This window comes from Alkalihalobacterium sp. TH-98, from assembly GCF_057473385.1.
On record NZ_JBYCKM010000005.1, the window covers coordinates 81,815 to 101,640 of the forward strand.

At 37.2% G+C, this 19,826-nt stretch carries 16 protein-coding genes; 7 read left to right on the forward strand and 9 right to left on the reverse strand.

Translation table 11 applies throughout. The features are described 5' to 3' along the window. Positions 1-564 precede the first annotated feature (564 nt). Positions 565-1,926: a DUF2254 domain-containing protein gene (locus AC2VNP_RS01930; protein WP_486915606.1), complete on the reverse strand. Its 1,362-nt coding sequence runs from the start codon at positions 1,924-1,926 to the stop codon at positions 565-567. Positions 1,927-2,100: 174 nt separating this feature from the next. On the opposite strand from AC2VNP_RS01930, the gene AC2VNP_RS01935 reads away from it, so the two are divergent. The 4 genes from AC2VNP_RS01935 to AC2VNP_RS01950 all read left to right on the forward strand — a co-directional run bounded on the left by AC2VNP_RS01935 (position 2,101) and on the right by AC2VNP_RS01950 (position 8,043). Continuing rightward, complete coding sequence (locus AC2VNP_RS01935; RefSeq protein WP_486915608.1) at positions 2,101-2,520, forward strand: CoA-binding protein; 420 nt, start codon at positions 2,101-2,103, stop codon at positions 2,518-2,520. Positions 2,521-2,990: 470 nt separating this feature from the next. Continuing rightward, the gene (parE, locus tag AC2VNP_RS01940) at positions 2,991-4,964 is read left to right on the forward strand and encodes a DNA topoisomerase IV subunit B (protein ID WP_486915610.1); all 1,974 of its coding nucleotides are present in this window, start codon (positions 2,991-2,993) and stop codon (positions 4,962-4,964) included. 1 nt (position 4,965) lies between these two features. After that, the gene (gene parC / locus AC2VNP_RS01945) at positions 4,966-7,410 is read left to right on the forward strand and encodes a DNA topoisomerase IV subunit A (protein WP_486915612.1); all 2,445 of its coding nucleotides are present in this window, start codon (positions 4,966-4,968) and stop codon (positions 7,408-7,410) included. Positions 7,411-7,710: 300 nt separating this feature from the next. After that, positions 7,711-8,043, forward strand: a complete 333-nt coding sequence (locus tag AC2VNP_RS01950; RefSeq protein WP_486915614.1) for a hypothetical protein — start codon at positions 7,711-7,713, stop codon at positions 8,041-8,043. Positions 8,044-8,370: 327 nt separating this feature from the next. Here AC2VNP_RS01950 and AC2VNP_RS01955 read toward each other — a convergent pair whose 3' ends face one another. From AC2VNP_RS01955 to AC2VNP_RS01975, 5 genes are all read right to left on the reverse strand, one after another. Further along, positions 8,371-8,742, reverse strand: a complete 372-nt coding sequence (locus tag AC2VNP_RS01955; RefSeq protein ID WP_486915616.1) for an rRNA methyltransferase — start codon at positions 8,740-8,742, stop codon at positions 8,371-8,373. A gap of 243 nt (positions 8,743-8,985) precedes the next feature. Continuing rightward, positions 8,986-9,213 carry a hypothetical protein gene (locus tag AC2VNP_RS01960; protein WP_486915618.1) on the reverse strand — a complete coding sequence of 76 codons (228 nt, stop codon included), beginning with the start codon at positions 9,211-9,213 and terminating at the stop codon, positions 8,986-8,988. Beyond that, positions 9,197-9,553, reverse strand: coding sequence for an LAGLIDADG family homing endonuclease (locus AC2VNP_RS01965; RefSeq protein WP_486915620.1), 357 nt, complete (start codon positions 9,551-9,553; stop codon positions 9,197-9,199). Before AC2VNP_RS01965 ends, AC2VNP_RS01960 begins: the two co-directional genes overlap by 17 nt. Before the next feature lie 307 nt (positions 9,554-9,860). Next, positions 9,861-10,004: a hypothetical protein gene (locus tag AC2VNP_RS01970; RefSeq protein WP_486915622.1), complete on the reverse strand. Its 144-nt coding sequence runs from the start codon at positions 10,002-10,004 to the stop codon at positions 9,861-9,863. Between the two features lie 261 nt (positions 10,005-10,265). Next, positions 10,266-11,714 carry a tryptophanase gene (locus AC2VNP_RS01975; protein WP_486915624.1) on the reverse strand — a complete coding sequence of 483 codons (1,449 nt, stop codon included), beginning with the start codon at positions 11,712-11,714 and terminating at the stop codon, positions 10,266-10,268. Positions 11,715-11,958: 244 nt separating this feature from the next. Between AC2VNP_RS01975 and AC2VNP_RS01980 the strand changes: the two genes are divergently transcribed. Further along, positions 11,959-13,620, forward strand: coding sequence for an alpha/beta hydrolase (locus tag AC2VNP_RS01980; protein ID WP_486915626.1), 1,662 nt, complete (start codon positions 11,959-11,961; stop codon positions 13,618-13,620). Between the two features lie 99 nt (positions 13,621-13,719). Here the strand turns inward: AC2VNP_RS01980 and AC2VNP_RS01985 are convergent, their stop codons facing one another. Together AC2VNP_RS01985 and AC2VNP_RS01990 are read right to left on the reverse strand one after the other, a co-directional pair. Next, entirely contained in the window at positions 13,720-13,926 is a 207-nt protein-coding gene (locus AC2VNP_RS01985) for a response regulator (RefSeq protein ID WP_486915628.1), read from the reverse strand. A 100-nt stretch (positions 13,927-14,026) separates the two neighbouring features. Beyond that, complete coding sequence (locus AC2VNP_RS01990; protein WP_486915630.1) at positions 14,027-14,707, reverse strand: response regulator transcription factor; 681 nt, start codon at positions 14,705-14,707, stop codon at positions 14,027-14,029. A gap of 178 nt (positions 14,708-14,885) precedes the next feature. On the opposite strand from AC2VNP_RS01990, the gene AC2VNP_RS01995 reads away from it, so the two are divergent. Beyond that, entirely contained in the window at positions 14,886-16,418 is a 1,533-nt protein-coding gene (locus AC2VNP_RS01995) for an aldehyde dehydrogenase family protein (protein ID WP_486915632.1), read from the forward strand. Between the two features lie 42 nt (positions 16,419-16,460). Further along, positions 16,461-17,678, forward strand: coding sequence for an iron-containing alcohol dehydrogenase (locus AC2VNP_RS02000; RefSeq protein WP_486915634.1), 1,218 nt, complete (start codon positions 16,461-16,463; stop codon positions 17,676-17,678). Positions 17,679-17,814: 136 nt separating this feature from the next. On the opposite strand, the gene asnB is transcribed toward AC2VNP_RS02000, so the two are convergent. After that, positions 17,815-19,785: an asparagine synthase (glutamine-hydrolyzing) gene (gene asnB / locus AC2VNP_RS02005; protein WP_486915636.1), complete on the reverse strand. Its 1,971-nt coding sequence runs from the start codon at positions 19,783-19,785 to the stop codon at positions 17,815-17,817. Between the last annotated feature and the right edge of the window lie 41 nt (positions 19,786-19,826).

The following is a 19,826-nucleotide window of genomic DNA, read 5'->3' on the forward strand; positions in this document are numbered from 1 at the left end:
AAGTATTAAGCAAATACTCGTTTCGTAAGCCTGAACTTCATTAACTGACTTCGCTTTGTTGATCTTTTCTTTTATAATTTTTATTCGGAGTTTTTCTTTACTCGTAAGGTATTTTGCGGGCTTCATTTTTCTCACCTAACTTCTTTTAATATCAGTATAGGAAGGGCAATTCATATCCATACCATCTATATTCATTCAAGTAGAAAAATGAACTATAAAACATTAATGGTTGGAGGACAAAAGGCAGTCTATACTTCTTTTCGGAGGACTCACAGGACCTTATTTTGTTAAAATACTACGTTTTTCTATTTTAGCGGACCCAGGGGCCTTTATATTGAACATTTCTTGTAAAATCGTCTTAGTTTTTAGGGAATAAGAGCTTCTCAGTCCGTTAAGCCCCTGAAATCACTGACTCTTTCACAAATAACGGCTTTTGAGTCCGCTAAAAGGTAAGTCAACTGTTGACTAAGGTTCCGATGTTCCTGCTCCATTCGTATGAACTGGAAATGTAATCAATCATTAGAGGGGGTTACACTTCTCTTATGAACTGTTTTTTATAATTTCTCACTTCTTAAGACCTCTCCCACTTTTTTTAAAATTATGATGAGGGTCATCTTTTGTTTTTGTATGTAAGGCTAGCTTTTCTAGCTTTCGATGAAGATATTGCTCATCCAACGACAAAAAATTCTTTTCGTTCATGCCCTCAATGATGTATTCAGAGAACAAGTTAATTTCTTTTTTAACCTCACTGTCATTATGTGAGGCGATAACATTTAAAGCTTCGATTATCGCTGAAAGGACAGACACATCATCGTTTGCATAATGACGAATTTGATAGAAAGAGTGATAAAGATAATCTCGAAAGTGCTTCTGCTTGAATATTAATCGCAAGGCTCGTTTATCGTCATTATAGAAGGCGCGCTCTACATTTTTTTGGCCGAGTACAGTTAACACTTTCCCTAGTTCATTAATGCATGAAACTGCTGTATTTGGATCATTAATACCTGGCGATAATGCCTTCAAACAAATCTCTACCAATTTAGTTAACCCAAAATCAATATCTTGGACGGTAGCTCGTTCGTGTCCAATAAGAAAGTAGGGTAAATAAGAATTAGGATCTACTTTCTTGGTGAGTGGCCATAGATGAAGGAAAGGGGTAAATGTATCGACGTAGTCACCTAGTTGAAATTTCATCTCAATGATTACATCATCTTGTTTCGCTTGTTCAATTAAAGCTTCAAGTTCAATTAATTGTAAATAACCGGGTTTTTTTACTTGTGCGAACAAAGGTTCTGTTCGTTTGATTTCGTCACTTTCCCAATCATCCCATGGTGCATCAAAGTGTGAATCCTCTTTATTTTGATAATTCTTTTGTATGGCTTCAATGGTGTTACGCGAGATTTGGTGGATCAAGTTGCTTACTTGAATCCAAAGAGAAACATGATGGATAAAAAAGACAAAAAAACCGACACAAATGATGGCATAGATGACAGCCACCGTCGGGGAGAAAAAAAGCGATACCCCATCACGTTCTCGTAATAACAAAAGAGTTACGATGGAAAAAATAAAGCCGCTAATAAAAACACCTAATATGCGTTGCGTATGATGGTCATTTACAAAGTTTTGCAGTGTTCGAGGGGAGAACTGTGATAAATAAGTCGTTAGAACGACCATAATGGTTGAAAAAGAAATGGTCGTCATCGTTAGTAAAGAAGCAGAGATTGCACCTAATAATGTTTGTGCTAATGCTAAATCAGTGAAAAATACAGATGGAAGAATTGCCCCTAATCGTGTGGAATAAAAAATATAATAGTCTATTTGTACAAACAAAACAGCAAGGGCGATAGCAATCAAGCTATAAAAACTCGGTAAAAATAAAAAGCTGGATCTAAGTTGTAGTAATCTTGTCTGGAGTCTGCTCATCATTTCACCTCGCCTGCTGCTTGTATTGCTATCGCAAAAATAGTACCTTTAATGCTTTATTATTTCTTTTTAGTTAAAAATTATGAAAAAAGTGCAGGAATTTTGTAGATTTTGCTGAATGTATGAGAGGCGAAGAGAAATCGTATGATATAAGGGAATAAAAAGGAGTGATCTTATATGACGGTCGAAAATCCGAGTCGTACTGAAATAGGAGAAATTTTAAAACGCAGTAAACGTATTGCAGTTGTTGGACTATCAACAAACCCAGAAAGAACGTCTTACATGGTTTCAGAAGCAATGCAAAATGCAGGATATGAAATTATTCCGGTCAACCCAGCTGCGGTTGGAGAAGAAATCCTCGGTGTAAAAGCAGTTGGATCGCTAAAAAACATCGAAGGTCATGTCGATATTGTAAATGTATTTAGAAGAAGTGAGCATTTGCTCGAAGTGGCAAAAGAAGCCGTTGAAATTAAACCTGACGTCTACTGGGCCCAACTTGGACTTCAAAACGAAGAGGCTTTTGCTTATCTACAGGAACATGGCGTAACGACAATTATGGATCGATGCATTAAAGTTGAACATGCGTTAACCAAATAGTTGCGTAAGGTCCTTAACTGATTGTAAGTTAAGGACTTTTTAATCCTAAGTGATTACCTTTGAGACGTAATTTACGTTTAACACTCCACGTTACACGTGCATAGGAATAGGTATCATTAGGACGGATTGAGGGTTTGTTCAATTCCCCTACAATACGGTTTGAATTTTAATTTTATTATGTAGTGTACCTTTCTTATTTATCAAAATGTGAAAAGAGAACCAACATAGTACTCCAAACAATAAAGCTTCCAGTCTCTAAAGTTTCCGACACAGTCAGGACAAAAGTCATAAAAAATTCGTTAGAAAAGCAGGAAAACGATAGATGTGTACAAAATATACAAAGAAACAGATGTTCTTTTGTGATATATTGTTTAAGGATAAATTAGATTTTTTCCTAGTTTTAGGTTATAGTTCTAATCTAGAGAAAAGAAAAGAAAAATGAATATGAGCGTGGGAAAGGAGCTTTCAATTTGGCGACAAAACAGAAATTAGAATACAATGATGATGCCATTCAGGTACTCGAAGGCTTAGAAGCCGTACGTAAACGGCCTGGAATGTACATTGGAAGTACAGACAGTCGCGGTTTACATCATTTAGTATATGAGATTGTAGACAACGCTGTAGACGAAGCGTTAGCTGGTTACGGTGATTATATAAAAGTTACAATACATAAGGATAACTCGATCAGTGTCATTGATGATGGCCGGGGAATGCCTACGGGGATGCACAAACTAGGCAAACCAACACCTGAAGTTATCCTTACTGTATTACATGCTGGAGGAAAGTTCGGTCAAGGTGGCTACGCAACGAGTGGGGGACTTCATGGAGTTGGTGCTTCGGTTGTTAACGCTCTATCGGAGTGGCTCGTCGTTGAAATTAAACGCGACGGAAAAGTCTATCGTCAACGCTTTGAGCACGGAGGAAAACCTGTTACGACGTTAGAACAAGTCGGTACAACAAAGAAAACAGGAACGAAAATTCATTTCAAACCAGACTCAACGATCTTCAGTATTACGACTTATAATTTTGAAACGCTTACTGAACGATTACGAGAGGCAGCCTTCTTGCTCAAAGGGCTGAAAATAGAATTAGTGGATGAACGTAAAGATAAAGAAGCTAGTGAAGTTTTTCAATATGAAAGCGGCATCGAAGCTTTTGTAGAATATTTAAATGAAGATAAAGAAACATTGATGCCAGTTATCTTCTTTAACGGTGAACAGAACGGAATAGATATGGAGTTTGCTTTTCAATTTAATGATGCGTATACCGAAAACGTACTTTCTTTCGTTAACAATGTACGTACAAAAGACGGCGGAACGCATGAAGCTGGAGCAAAAACAGCGATGACACGTGCGTTTAACGAGTATGCACGTAAAACGAAGCTGTTAAAAGAACGTGATAAAAATTTAGACGGATCGGATATTCGTGAAGGTTTTACTGCGATCATTTCGGTACGAGTACCTGAAGAGAAGCTACAGTTTGAAGGGCAAACAAAAGGGAAGCTAGGAACTCCTGATGCCAGGTCTGCTGTTGATGCGATCGTTTCTGATAAACTCGCTTACTTCTTTGAAGAAAATCCAGATCTAAGCACTATGCTTATTAAAAAGGCAATTAAAGCCGCTCAAGCTCGTGAAGCTGCTCGGAAAGCACGTGAAGAAGCACGCAGCGGCAAAAAGAGAAACAAAAAAGACGTTCTTTTGAGCGGGAAACTTACGCCAGCTCAATCCAAGAACCCGAGCCGTAATGAACTTTATCTAGTTGAGGGTGACTCTGCCGGCGGTTCTGCGAAGCAAGGTCGTGATCGCAAATTCCAGGCCATCCTACCTTTACGAGGAAAAGTTATTAATACAGAAAAAGCAAAATTAGATGACATTATGAAAAATGAAGAAATCCGCACGATCATTCACGCGATAGGTGCTGGGGTTGGTGCAGATTTTTCGATTGAAGATATTAACTACGATAAAGTCGTTATCATGACCGATGCTGATACAGATGGTGCACACATTCAAGTTTTACTACTTACATTCTTCTATCGATATATGAAGCCGCTTATAGAATCCGGAAAAGTCTACATTGCACTTCCACCACTTTACAAAGTAAGTAAAGGTTCAGGTAAAAAAGAAGTTTTAGAATATGCATGGGATGAAGACGAACTAAAGCAAGCGATTAAAAAAATTGGTAAAGGTTATACAATCCAACGTTATAAAGGTCTTGGGGAGATGAACGCAACTCAATTGTGGGAAACGACGATGGACCCAGATACTCGAACGCTTATTCGAGTGAAAATTGATGATATTGCTCGTGCTGAAAAACGTGTATCAACATTGATGGGAGACAAAGTAGAACCGCGCCGTAAATGGATTGAGTCCCACGTTGCATTTGGCTTAGAAGAAGAAACGAACATCTTAGAAAACGAAAATATCATGGTAACGAAGGAGGATTAACTTGGCACAAACAGAGCGCTACTTAGACCTGCCACTAGAAGAAGTCATTGGCGACCGCTTTGGTCGCTATAGTAAATACATTATCCAAGATCGTGCGCTTCCTGATGTACGTGATGGCTTAAAGCCTGTACAACGCCGAATATTGTATGCGATGTATCGTGAAGGAAACTTAGCGGATAAACCGTTCCGTAAAGCCGCGAAAACAGTCGGTAACGTAATCGGTAACTACCATCCACACGGTGATACGTCAGTGTATGATGCAATGATCCGTATGAGTCAAGATTGGAAGCTTCGCAACCTTCTTGTTGAAATGCATGGGAACAACGGTTCAATCGATGGAGATCCACCAGCAGCAATGCGTTATACAGAGGCGCGATTATCATCGATTGCCTCTGAACTCTTACGAGATATCGATAAAGAAACGGTCGATTTCATTCCCAATTTCGATGATACGCAAGAGGAGCCTGTTGTTTTACCTTCGATGTTTCCGAACTTACTGGTCAACGGTTCGACAGGGATTTCCGCAGGGTACGCAACCGATATTCCACCACATCACTTGGGTGAAGTTATTGACGGTACGATACACTTAATGGAGAACCCGTTAGCTAGCTTAGAAGATATTATGGAATTTGTAAAAGGACCTGATTTTCCAACTGGAGGTATCGCTCAAGGGTTAGATGGAATTAAACAAGCATACCAAACAGGAAAAGGAAAGGTTGTATTACGAGCTAAAACAGAAATCGAAGAGCTTAAAGGCGGGCGTCAACAAATTGTAATTACTGAAATTCCATATGAAATTATTAAAGCGAACCTCGTAAAGAAAATGGATGAGCTTCGTTTTGATAAAAAAGTTGATGGAATCGCTGAAGTACGTGATGAAACAGACAGAACGGGCCTGCGAATCGTCGTAGAGTTGAAAAAAGATGCGAGCTCTGAAGCAATCTTAAACTACTTATTTAAAAATACTGATTTACAAATCACATATAGTTTTAACATGGTTGCCATTCATAATAAGCGACCGCAACTACTCGGCTTAAGAGAAATGCTGCTAGCTTATGTGAGTCACCAAAAAGAAGTCGTTACACGCAGGTCAGAATATGAGCTACGTAAAGCAAAAGAGCGTGCCCATATTGTTGAAGGACTTATTAAAGCGATCTCAATCCTTGATGAAGTGATTGCAACGATCCGCTCATCAAAAGATAAGCGCGACGCTAAAGATAACTTAATTGCACGTTTTGAATTTACTGAGCCACAAGCTGAAGCAATTGTTACATTACAGTTATATCGTCTAACTAATACCGATATAACAACGCTGCAAAAAGAGGCTGATGAATTAGTTAAGTTAATTAATCGCTTAGAATCGATCCTTAACAGCGAGAAAAGATTAATCAGTGTCATCAAAAAAGATTTACTTCAAATTAAGGAAAAATTCGCAGATGAGCGTAGAACGATCATTAAAAAAGAGGTTGAAGAAATTAAAATTGACCTTGAAGTTCTTGTTCCAGCTGAAGATGTAATGGTTACCGTAACGAAGGAAGGGTATGTGAAACGTACGAGTCTTCGTTCTTACGCAGCATCAAATAGTGAACCGCCAGGAATGAAGGAAGAAGATTATGTAATTGGTCATTACCATACGAATACTGTAGATACACTCCTTATTTTCACAAAGCTAGGAAACTATTTGCATTTACCAGTTCACCAACTTCCAGACATCCGTTGGAAAGATAACGGTCAGCATGTTGCAAACCTCGTTTCAGGATTAGATCGTGAAGATGAAATCCTTCATTCAATGATCATTAAAGAATTTAGCGAGGAAGAATATTTAGTATTCTTTACGAAGCATGGAATGATTAAACGAAGTCAATTGTCTCTTTATAAAGCACAACGCTTTACAAAGCCTTTAGTAGCAGTAAAGCTAAAAGAGGATGACGAAGTAGTAAATGTTCAGTTAACGAATGGCGGAACAGAAATTTTTATCGGAACCCATCAAGGGTACGGTTTATGGTTTGGTGAGGATGAAGTTAATATCGTTGGTCAGCGAGCTGCTGGAGTTAAAGGAATTAACCTTAAGATAGATGACTATGTCGTAAATGGTCATACGTTTACCTCAGAAGAGCATCCTTATTTCTTTGTTGCTACGCAACGAGGCGCTGTTAAAAAGATGTCAATTAAAGAATTTGATAAATCAACAAGAGCAAAACGTGGTCTCGTTATGTTACGCGAGTTAAAAAAAGAACCACATCGTATTATAGGAATTGAAAAAGTAACGAGTAACGAACAAATCATCTTGATGACAAAAACGGATGCCAAAGCTTTTGTGGAAGTCGCTCATTTACGACCAAATGATAGGTATAGCAATGGATCGTTTGTCATTGATAGCGCCACAGATGGGGAAGTAAACCGTATATGGCAAATCGTTAGTACGGAACCAAAAAATGATGAGTAATTTTACTCATCATTTTTTTCGTTCTTTTTCACTATATATAAATATAACGACAAAAACGAATAAGAATGGAGGTAAGATGATTACATAAAAGATAGGATAAATACAAACAACAGCAACAAAGGACCAAAATAGGAGTGTAAATTGTTGACAAATAAAGTCACATAATAAATATACCATAATTATATTATGTAAACTAGAAAACAAGTCACTAGATACAGCAACATCTTTATGATAGAGTAATAGTATAGTTAGGTTTTATTACAACGTGTCACTAAAAAATAATAAATGAAGGTGATAAATATGATGAAACAAGAGCTATCTAATTTCTTTATTCAGAAAATTGAAACGGCAAAAGTGCAATTCGAACGGACAATTGATTGTAAGCACACAGAATTTGACGATCTATACCCATACATGAGTGAACAACCGCAATTCTTTTGGTATAAACGATACGTGGCATGGCAAGAATTATTAACAGTTGTAAAGTTAGCTCAAGAATTAGATCTAGACTGGAGCCAATCATTTACAGAAAAACAAGCGAAATATGTACAATCAAAGGTTTTAGATGCGAAAGTTTTAGATTACTGGTATGAAGAAGTGAATTCTGAAGAAGAAACAAAAAATAAACAATAACCACAAGTAAACCACAAGTAACTACACATAAATATTGTTTGATACTAATCCAGTACAGAAACCATTCTGAACTGGATATTTTTATGAATGTAATTGAATGATCTATATAAAATAAAAGATCTAAGTAAAAGATCTATGTATATGATCTTTATAAACGAAATATATATAATGATCGTATTAATAAAACAAATATCAACAAATAAAATTTTTAATTTTGTCTCACTATTTTAAGTTTACTTAGGTTTTGAGACCTGATTTCTTTTTGATTTTTAACTTCCAATAATATATATTATGTCGGGGGCGTTGTTTTAAGAAGTGGAATATAAGCTATTCCACCCTATATCTGTAACTTCTATCTTTAATATTGGTTAGATCAATAAAGTTGATGCTATATTCAATTACATCATTTATAAATAATTTATGTTCCTTTGCAAATTCTTTAGTTTTCTCTAATAGGTCTTCATCATATGTCGTTTTAAATTGTACACGATCTTTTGGTCTTGTTTTTTTTTCAAAAGTAATGGTTCCTGAAGACAATACATTTCGCAAACCACTTTCGATTAGGTAGTTTACATAAGTATCGTTTTCTAGAGCAATTTTTTCGAGTTGATCTAACAAGGTTTTACTTACATTAGTTCTAAATTTAACTCTTGTTTCATCTGTTGTATGTACCATTTCTCCATTGATTTTCTTCCACATAATCATTTCACCTCAGATAGCTTTTATTTCATTTAGTTATAAATGGTTTGTCATACGTATTTTTTTATGAGTAACATAATAATTCGATGCATCCTTATAAATTATATCTGCAAGTTTTGGTAGGCTTTCTTTCCCTTTAACCCAAACGCGGAAAATTATATTGCCAGCATTACTTACGTTGGAAGTAATCTCAGTATTTAAATGCCAGGATTGGAATACTTCAAAAAGTCTCTCTGCAAAATGTCAACTTGCTGTTGTTATATTCATCACATATCCAGTGTTTTGAACCCATCCATCACCATCAATAACCCCTCTTACAAATGAAGGTAAAAATTCTGCTGGTACATCTGGGAATTGGACGGTTAAAGATTTATTTGCATGTATTCCTAGTTGAACTAAGTCTTCTTTGATCTTCTTAGAATTAATAATTAAGGTTGGTGTTTTTCTTGTAGGCCTAATAGGCGCCAACACGTAATCGGCTCATCAAATCGGCAACCAATCGCAGCATTCTTTCGTCCTTTTGAGTTAGAGTTACACTATGAATTTTGTTATTAACACAGCCATCGGTTAAAAACAAACCTAACACCGAAGCCATCTCATTGCTCCAAACTTTAAAGAAATGTTCGTTCACTTTATGCTTACGAGGCTGTCCTGAATATTGTTTACGATTCATTTCTATCCCGTTTTTATGGATCACTTCACGAATGGCACGATTGGATAGTCCAATTATTGGTTGCATCTCTTTATACGACATTCCGCTTTTATACATCTCAATTATTATATCATCTGTTATCCCAGGATTTCTCGGCATTTTTCTCCCTCCACTTCAATTTTACACTTACTGCTTTTGTTTCAAGGAAATCTAATGCATAACCTTCATAACCATTATACGAACATATGTTTTTATTAACAAGTGCCGGTATGTTGTTCTTTTGTTAAGAGTTTTTAAATAATGTAAAAATTATTTATCGTCAATTCGCTTTAGAATAATGTTGCTTACTGACTTCTTTGTACGAAAATAAACACCCACACTCTATTTCTTTAAGAATGAGTGCGGGTGTTTATAAGTTCTTGCTTTTTAATATTTTCGTCATGTTTGCCTTATCTTATGGACTCCGTTACCGATAGCTATACAGTTTGAGAAGATTAAAGATTGGAAGCTTAAAATATAAGCAACGTCTTTTTGTTCTTGGTTGCTCACTCATTTCAACATCTTCCATTAATGCTTGCATTGACAGTTTAAATTCTCTTGGCGACATCATAATGTACCCCTCCTTTCTTTTACAATAAAAAATAGGACTTACATCAATACTATATATGTATTTTACATGTAGGTGCAATAATTATGACTTGTTTTATTAAAAAAATTAATTCTATTTTAAATTATGTGAAAAATAGAATGGTAAATGCTCATTATACTCCTCCAGAACAAATAAAAAGGCGTACCCCAAAGGATTACGCCTCATCTTATAAAATGAGCATTATTTTATGATTCTTTTTTGCCATACATATTTTAGCTTCTCTTACAAACTATCGCCAAAATCCGCTCTAAACTTTGCTGCTAATTGTTCAGGCCAATTCGAGTCAGCTTCTAATCTTCCGAAGAAGAAGCGTAATACTTTTGGTTCTTCAACATACGTTAAACCGCCAATGAGCTCACGGTTTTCGTATAGCCATGCGATACGGTCGACAGCATATTTCACTTGAGAAAGAGTATATACACGGCGCGGCATCGCTAACCGTAGTAATTCCATGTGTGCTAACGTTTCACTTCCATCTTCTTCTCTTTGTTCCGATAATGTTCCTCTTTCCATTCCGCGGACACCACTGACTAGATATAGAGCTGCTGCAAGGGCACCGGCTGGATACTTTGTTTGTGGAAGGTGATCAAGAAATTCCATCGCATTCAAGTGGCAACCTAACCCGCCTGCAGGAGTTACAACAGGAATCCCTTTTTTTACAAGTTCGTCTGTCATATATGCGATAAATTGCGGACCTTGATTGATCATATTCTCATCCATTGTCTCTTCTAAACCGACAGTTAAAGCTTCCATTTCGCGAACGGACATTCCGCCGTAAGTAAGGAAGCCTTCGTAAAGCGGAACCAGTTCACGCATCTTAAGATAAGCTTCTGTATTGTTTGTACAAACTCCTCCACCACGAGCACACCCAAGTTTACGTGCAGAGAAATACACAATATCACACAGATCAGAAATGGCTCCTGTAATCTCTTTAATGCTCATCTCTTTACATTTTTCTTCTCGCTGTTTAATAAAGTAAAGGTTGTCTGCTAACAAACTAGCATCCAGAACAAGCATAAGATCATACTTGTCGCAAACTTGTCGCACTTCTTCTAGGTTTTCTAAAGCAAAAGGCTGACCGCCAATAAGGTTTGTTCCTGCTTCTACACGAACGAATGCGATTTTTTCTCGACCGTGCTCTTCAATTAGCGCAGTAAGTTTATCTATGTCCATGTTCCCCTTAAAAGGATGCTCGCTCGTAATCTTTAATGCTTCATCTGTGAAGATTTCCTCTACAGTCCCCCCGTTTATCACGATATGAGCTTTAGTTGTTGTAAAATGATAATTCATTGGGACGATTGTTCCTGGTTGAACAAACACTTGTGAAATAATATTTTCACAAGCTCTTCCTTGGTGCATCGGTAAGAAAAATTCTTTTTTAAATATTTCTCGCACTTTATTGTCCAATTTAGTAAACGTCGTAGACCCTGCATAGCTATCATCCGCCTCTAACATAGCGGCTTGCTGTTTGTCACTCATTGCATTAACACCGCTATCCGTTAGCATGTCCATGAATATATCATCATTTTTCAGCAAAAATGTATTAAAGCCTGCTTCCTCGATTGCCTCTAAGCGATGTTCAACTGGTTTAAGGTTGATTTTCTGTACAATTCGCACCTTATGCATCTCTAAAGGTACTTCATCCCCATAATAAAATTTCACTTCAGACACGATTTCTCCACTCCTAATCTCTATTCTACTATAATTTATCTGAATATTCAGATAATAATAAAGATTATACCGAAACGCAGGTGATAAAACAACAAATTATCCGATTATTTTACAAAAAACTAGTATGAGTATTTTTTTAAATTGGAGAGAACCTATAAGTTACTACGTCACCAGTACTGTAAATAGATCATTTTACGCAGTTAATTCATGTAAGTAAAAAGTACTTTTTATAAGGAGGAACTACATGAAAAGTTTCCTGCTGAATGAAAAGAAGAAACTGCACTTTTGGATACAGGCATTAGTCGTTGCAAATGGTTTGTCAATCGTAATTGGGTTTATCTATTTACTAACAAACGTGTCTCATGCACTTTGGAATATTTTTGGAATTTTACTGTTCTTAACATTATTAGGTAATGTGCTTGTAACCATAGTAAACCCTCCTAGTAAAAGGTTGGAGTACCTTTATTTATGTGTGACCATCCTATCACTTCTCATTGTTCCAACGATGAACAAATATGTATCTGAGCAAGTAACACATGCGACTTCACGTAGTATCATTTCTCTGATTTTGATTTTTTTATTATTTATTATAGGTGGAATACTTGCGACTAAAAAATTATATCATTTAAAAAATCGTCAGTTTTATTCAGAACGGGCTTTTACTAATAATAAGATCACTCGCACTAATAAGATCTTTAGAGGATTTATCGTGTTCTTACTAAGTACCATTCTTGTTCTCGGAATTTATGTTTCTTATGAATTATTAATTGGTAGGGGCGCTAATTTTGTTGAGGTAGCTGTTCCCCAGCTTTCTTTATTTTTTAGTATCATCTTCTTGGCTGTTACCGTACTCATTATAAAAATTACAAATTTGAGGTTATATGTTAGGAGGCTCATTCTACTCCTTGGTTTATCGCTCGTAACGATCTTTACTCTACCGGTAATCATGACACCATTCACCATTAGTGAAACCAATCTAAACTACATTCAAGCTTTCCGTTCAGACCCGAACCAGATCGTACCAACAGCTGAAGAGATGCATTTTATGCAGACTCCCTTCTCTTTACCTGACTATTTTTATGGAACAAAATCAGGTAAATACCGTGTGAAAGAAAATATTCTTTATTATGAAGGTAAAGAAGGTGTTGATAAAGGAATTAAGCTGCATTTTGACGTCTATATGCCTCCAGCTAATGAAAAAGGTCTTCCGGGTAACCATTCAGTATTGGTAAGAATTCATGGTGGCGGCTGGACTTCAGGGGATAAAGGTTCATTAAATAACGCTCAATTGAATAAACACTTTGCCAACCAAGGTTATGTTGTGTTCGATGTCCAGCATGGTCTTAGTGATGGAGAACGGGTGTTTAAATTTCTTAAAGTTCCTGACAATATCGTCGGTAGTTTCTCAACAGATGATATGGTCCGCCATATTGGGATATTTACAGACTATTTGGCAGATCACTACAAGGAATTCGGGGCAAATTTAGACTCTGTCTTTGTGTCCGGTAACTCTTCAGGAGGCCATTTAGCAAATGCTGTTGGTCTTGCAAATCAACGATACGATTACTTAAATCCGAAACTTAAAATCAAAGGCGTTATACCTGTTTATCCGGCAAACGGGTTAGCCTCAGTAGTAGGGATAGATGGTTCTGAGGACATTATGGATCCTTCTCTTTTAGTAGAAAAGGATAGCCCGCCGGTTTTAATTTGTCAGGGTACACACGACGGAATTGTTGATCAAACGATTGCCATTCAATTTGACAAATCTTATAAAAGAAGAGGAAATGCAAAATCAGCCTTAATTCTGCTTCCCTATGCTGGACATGCAAGTAACTCCTATTATTCAGGTAACTTCAATCAATTATTTATCTATTATATGGAACGGTTTATGTATCAATTTAAATAATGGAAACAAATCCCCCTTGCTAAACAAGGGGGATTTGTTTGTTTTTATGTATATATTAATTAAAATTTGGAGTGAACATATGCTTGTAGATGTAGTCGATTACTGAATACTTTCTTTTCTATGCATCTCAATCGTTCGTACTAATTTATCCTTGCCAATCGGTTTGGTGATGTGAAGATCACACCCTGATTCTAAACATTTTATTTCATCTTCTTTTAATGCATATGCCGTTAAAACGATGATCGGTGTATGAGGAAGATGGTTCTCTTGTTCGATTTTTCTAATTTTTTGTGGCAGTAAAACCATCCATGACCATTTATTAGGATAAATGCCTTATACGATGGATCCGAACGGATATCCACAGAAAATGTAACATAGCTATTAAAGTATTGAACAAAGAACTATTCTAGATAATAAGCCCATTCCGCATGGCTACAGCAACAGCCTCGGTTCGGTGTTTTGTACCGAGCTTTCGGCTTGCCGATGTTAAGTAATCACGTACGGTAAACTCACTTAGCCCCATAAAATCTGCCATTTCTTTTAAACTGTATCCGTACGATAGTTTTTGTAACACTTCTTTTTCGCGCTTACTAAGTTTCTGTCTGACACTCGAGTGTGGGAAGAGCCATTGAGCTGAAATTTGAAAGTATTGATACAGTGCTTCAATTACATCTTTGGTTACTTCTTGCTCTTCGATATACCTGTCAATTAGCGCTGTTCCGATAACCGTTCCGCCATAACATATCGGTATAATGACGAGTGAAGTTAATTGAAATTGTTCTATGTATTGAATGGGCCAATTGCTTGGTTCGATGATTGTTTGATGTGGTCTTTTTTGCGATAAAGCATAATAAATGGGTGGAAAGTCGCGAACATCTTCTTTTATCATGGTTAATGGTTCTATAATATCTTCTTCAATAAGGATGATCCCTTCTCCGGTATAATTTAAAGGGGAGTAGGTATAGATTGTCCCCCTTTTAAACGGAAAGAAAATCGTACAACCTCGCATGAGCCATTCAACCCTTTTCAATGGATCTTCTATCGTTTGTAAACGATGAATGTAATCAAACATTCTTGCATTTAACATTCGACAATATTCACCCCTCTATTTTCAGTACTGTTACAAGAAGTCTTTTGTATATAAAATTAATTTAAGTAAGCGCTTACTTATCAGAATTTTTAGACTTAATAACTTCATTATAATCTGTCACCTTGTAGTTTTAAAGTAATTTTGTTTCGTTTCAATGAAAAAGGAGGCTTTCTTTATGACGGTAAATCTTAAGGTATTGAACTTTCCATTATTTATTAATGGACAATGGGTCCCTTCTCTTACAGGAGAAACGTTTGATGTAAAAAACCCGGCAACTGGAGAGGTCGTTGCAAAAGTGGCGAAAGGTAATGAGGCCGATGTAAACGCCGCTGTACAAGCTGCAAAAGTAGCTTTTGAAAATGAAGACTGGGCGTATATGAAGCCAAAGGACCGCGCGCAAATTTTAAATACAATTGCACACTTAATTACGCAAAATGCAGAAGAATTAGCGTATTTAGAAGTGATTAGTTCAGGCGCTACCGTTCGCCGCGTATCGAGCAATGATATTTTACAGATGGCAGACTTATTTCAAACGATGGCGAAATTTGTGGTAGAGTATCCGTTTTCCGAAACATTACCTGTTCCTCCTTTCCCTGGTCCAGCACATAACTTCGTTTGGCGTGAACCGATTGGAGTATGTGCAGCAATCACACCATGGAACATGCCAATGTTAATCGCAACTTGGAAAATTGCTCCGGCTCTTGCGACTGGAAACACGATTGTGATTAAGCCTGCCTCTTATACCCCATTAACAACTTTAAAGCTAGCAGAAATTATTTCTCAAGTCGTTCCGCCAGGTGTAATTAATGTCGTTACTGGTTCAGGAAAAGAAGTAGGTGAACCATTAGCAATCCACCCGGATGTCGATAAAATTGCGTTTACAGGCTCAACAGAAGTCGGGAGAAATATTATGAGCCTTGCTTCTCATACGATCAAAAATACGACATTAGAATTAGGCGGTAAATCTCCTAATATTTTATTAGATGATGCGAACTTAGATCTTGCGTTACCTGGAAGCTTATTTGGGGTCTTCCTCCACTCTGGTCAACTATGTGAGTCTGGTACTAGATTATTTGTTCCAGACGAGTTGCACGACGAGGTTGTTGAGGGCTTAGTTGCGCTGACGAAGAAACTGAAGCTTGGTCATCCATTAGAGGAGACAACTGACGTCGGTCCGGTTATTTCTAAGCAACAACGGGATAGCGTTTTATCTTATATTGAGTCGGGATTAAGCGAAGGTGCGACTCTCGTTTGTGGTGGAAAAGAAGTGACTGTTGAAGGTTGCGAAGGCGGACATTTTATAGAACCAACTATTTTTACGAATGTAACGAATGATATGAAAATTGCCCAAGAAGAGATTTTTGGCCCAGTACTTAGCGTGATCCGCTATTCTGATGTGGATGATGTCATTAAACAAGCGAATGATACGATCTACGGATTAGCTGCTGGTGTTTGGACGGAAGATGTTAATAAAGCCTATCAAACAGCTAGACAATTACGAGCTGGTGTCGTTTGGATCAATGACTGGCATATGCTACGAAATGATGCCCCGTTTGGAGGATATAAGCAAAGCGGAATTGGCCGTGAAATGGGGAAACAATCTCTAGATGCTTATACTCAATTAAAACATGTCCATACTTCCATGGTGTCTGATTTAAAAAATAGATCTTGGTACCAAATCTTATTCTCTGATACGAATTCAAACTAAACTATGTGTTCTAATATGATATCAATTTAATGGGGTGATCTTTTGTTAACGACAACTTTATCTCAATTTATGTTACGTACAGGTATATATAGTGGATCAAACACACGCGCTCTCGTTCCTGATCTGTTTAAAGGGCTGGGTGCAAAACGTGTCGTTTTATTTAGTGATCGAGGATTAGAGCAAGCGGGGGTTGTAGAAAAAGTAGCACAAATTTTTGAGTTAACTCCACATGGGACAGGTCCAGAACTTGCTGGTATTTACTTAGATATTGCTCAAGATGCAGAAAGTTCTTCTGTCAATGCGGCAACAAGATATGCTAGAGAAGTTGGTGCAGATGCGCTGTTAGCAGTCGGTGGCGGCAGTGTGCTAGATACGGTTAAGGCTGTTAAGTACTCTCTTCATAAAGGGCTTACGAATATAAATGAAGCGATTCCTGGAGGGTTTTTATACGAATCTTTTCCACAAGCCAATTATATTCCGATCCCGCATATATCAATTCCTACGACTGCTGGAACTGGTTCGGAAGTCTCTCCTATCTCCGTCGTTTATAATGAAGAGATTAAAATGAAAACAAATATGATTAACCCTTTTATTGCTGCAGATATGGCTATTTTAGATCCCGATTTAACAGTCGGCTTACCACCGTTTATAACGGCATTTACTGGCTTTGATGCACTAACACATGCCATTGAAGCACTTGCTTCTCCTACATCAACTGGACTAACGGATGCTTATGCGCTTCATGCCATTCGTTTAATTGAAAAGAACTTACCGATTGCGGTTGAAAATGGTGCAGATAAAACAGCACGGATGGAAATGTTACAAGCAAGCTTAATGGGAATTACAGCCTTCAGCTTTGCATTGAATGCGATTCCGGTTCATAATTTTGCCCATGCGTATGGAGCGCTTTTCCGTATCCCGCATGGCTTAGCCAATGCCGTCTTCTTACCAGTTGTCATGGAGTCGGTTCCTGATCTTTACTTGCCAAAAGTAAAAGAACTGGCAGAAGCATTAAGTGTAGACACGGTAAGTGGTGATGACCCGCCATTACTTTTGAGTCAAATCGTGGACAAAATTAAAGGGCTTCAGCAAAAAATCGGCTTGCCAGCAAACTTTGATTCTTATAATATTTCCGAGAGTGATCTGGAACAGACGATAACCGCAGTATCAATGGATCCGGCTGCACTAAATTTCCCTATGCCTCCTGAACTGATACGAGCGATTGGAGAGAAAGTAGTTCCGCTGCAAATTAAAAATTAAGACAGTAAAAAAAAACGTTTGGTTCGTACCAAACGTTTTTTTACTGAAACAGCGAGCTTAATCTAAAATTAAAAGTCCTTCTACGACTTCAATTAACAGTCCTGCAACTTGAATCGTTACAAATTTAGAGAAGTGGTCATAAGTTAACTAGGTTGTCTTCCCTTCTATATTCAAGCAGTTTGGCATGCGCTTGACTTTGAATATCATTTTCAAACTGGTAGGCGCCTTCTACAAAAATTTGGTGCCAAATCATGAAGGTTAAAACAGACCATAAATAACGGCTGCGGTCACCTAAGCTTTGTTTACTTTTCCAGAAGCTTGACTTAAAATCATCTTTTCCTTGGCGATGCTCTTCAAGCTGTTGAAGAATATAATCCTTATTTAACAGGTAATCTGTGTTACTTTCATGAATGAGCGTCCTTGCCCAATCATACAATTCATTTTGAAGCCAATGACGCAATGGAACCGGGAAGCCTAGTTTTCTCCTGTTAACTATTTGATCAGGAACAATATCTTCAACTGCTTTTCGAAGAGCATACTTTGTTGTCTCTTGCGTTACTTTGATCGACGAATGAAGTTGTGACGCGACTTCAAAAACTTCCTTATCAAGAAATGGAACTCTTAACTCAATAGAATGTGCCATCGTCATTTTATCGGCTTTAACAAGAATATCTCCTCTTAACCACGTGTGCATATCGATATATTGCATTTTAGTGACATCATCTACATGAGAGACCTTATCGTAGTATGGTTTCGTAATGTTGTTGTATGTCCATTGAGGATTATAATTTTTTAATAGTTGCGCTTTCTCAAGTTCACTAAACAACTTTGCATTTCCAATGTACCGATTCTGAATTGGAGTACAAGCTCTTTCAATATAATTTTTCCCCTTTATGCCAGAAGGAAGCGTCTGCACAATCGACTTCAGAACTTTCTTGCTGTTCCCTGATAACGATGAAAGTCTCTTTAAAGACAGAGGTTCTCTATAAATACCATAGCCGCCAAACAGTTCATCTGCTCCTTCACCTGATAATACAACTTTTACGTGTTTACTTGCTTCTCTAGCTACGAAATAAAGAGGAACTGCGGCCGGGTCAGCAACAGGGTCATCCATATGCCAAATGATTTTAGGTAATTCCTGAACGAACTCTTCTGGGGTGATCTCATACGAAATATTTTCAACCCCTAGCTTTTCTGCGCTTTCTTTCGCAATATCTATTTCACTAAAGCCTTCACGTTCAAATCCAACAGTAAATGTTTTGATGTTCGGATGAATTTCTTTAGCGAGTGCGACAATACAGGTTGAATCTATGCCACTTGATAAGAAAGACCCTACAGGAACATCACTGCGCATATGGAATTGAACAGAATCTCTCAGGACATCGATTATTTGTTTAGTACTTTTTTCTACCGAAGAAATAACCGGATTGAATGCTGGCTCCCAGTATTTCTTAATCGTCATTGGTTGTCCAACTTTTTTAAAGAACATTTCCCCAGGTTCCAACTTCTTTATATTTGCTGACATCGTCATTGGTTCAGGAACATACTGGTATGTTAAATAGTGATGTAAGGCCTCTTCATCAACGCTGTCTTCTTCTTGAGCTACGAGGATACTCTTCTTTTCTGAGGCAAAAATCAATTCACTACCAGACTCTAAATAAAACAATGGTTTTATTCCAAAACGATCTCTTGCTCCAAAAAGAGACTTTTCCTGTTTATCCCATATAACAATCGAAAACATTCCTCTTAATTCACTAAAAGCTTGTTCTCTTTTACTTGCAAATAACGCAATAATGACTTCTGTATCTGAATCGGTTTGAAACTTATAACCTTGTTTTTGAAGTGATTCTCTTAACTCTAGATAATTATAAATCTCACCATTAAAAACCATCCAATATCGTTCATTTTCATAAGTAAATGGTTGCTTACCATTTTCTAAATCGATAATGCTTAACCTTCTAAATCCAAGACTTACATAATGGTCAAAATAAAACCCTACATCATCGGGTCCTCTATGCGTAATTGTATTCGTCATCCGGTAGAATGTTTTTTTATCTATATTTGACTTTCCGTCTTGTCTTTTCATATGAGCTACAAATCCGCACATATTTGTTTACCCCCTATAGTCACTGAAGCTTAGAGTGTTTT

What these genes read in the sequence shown, in the direction of transcription:
- AC2VNP_RS01990 (WP_486915630.1), bottom strand. Translation starts at nt 14,707, where the DNA reads ATGTTAAATGCAAGAATGTTTGATTACATTCATCGTTTACAAACGATA.
- AC2VNP_RS01935 (WP_486915608.1), top strand. Translation starts at nt 2,101, where the DNA reads ATGACGGTCGAAAATCCGAGTCGTACTGAAATAGGAGAAATTTTAAAA.
- AC2VNP_RS01950 (WP_486915614.1), top strand. Translation starts at nt 7,711, where the DNA reads ATGATGAAACAAGAGCTATCTAATTTCTTTATTCAGAAAATTGAAACG.
- AC2VNP_RS01995 (WP_486915632.1), top strand. Translation starts at nt 14,886, where the DNA reads ATGACGGTAAATCTTAAGGTATTGAACTTTCCATTATTTATTAATGGA.
- AC2VNP_RS01965 (WP_486915620.1), bottom strand. Translation starts at nt 9,553, where the DNA reads ATGCCGAGAAATCCTGGGATAACAGATGATATAATAATTGAGATGTAT.
- AC2VNP_RS01980 (WP_486915626.1), top strand. Translation starts at nt 11,959, where the DNA reads ATGAAAAGTTTCCTGCTGAATGAAAAGAAGAAACTGCACTTTTGGATA.
- asnB (WP_486915636.1), bottom strand. Translation starts at nt 19,785, where the DNA reads ATGTGCGGATTTGTAGCTCATATGAAAAGACAAGACGGAAAGTCAAAT.
- AC2VNP_RS01955 (WP_486915616.1), bottom strand. Translation starts at nt 8,742, where the DNA reads ATGTGGAAGAAAATCAATGGAGAAATGGTACATACAACAGATGAAACA.
- AC2VNP_RS01985 (WP_486915628.1), bottom strand. Translation starts at nt 13,926, where the DNA reads ATGGTTTTACTGCCACAAAAAATTAGAAAAATCGAACAAGAGAACCAT.
- AC2VNP_RS01930 (WP_486915606.1), bottom strand. Translation starts at nt 1,926, where the DNA reads ATGATGAGCAGACTCCAGACAAGATTACTACAACTTAGATCCAGCTTT.
- AC2VNP_RS01970 (WP_486915622.1), bottom strand. Translation starts at nt 10,004, where the DNA reads ATGATGTCGCCAAGAGAATTTAAACTGTCAATGCAAGCATTAATGGAA.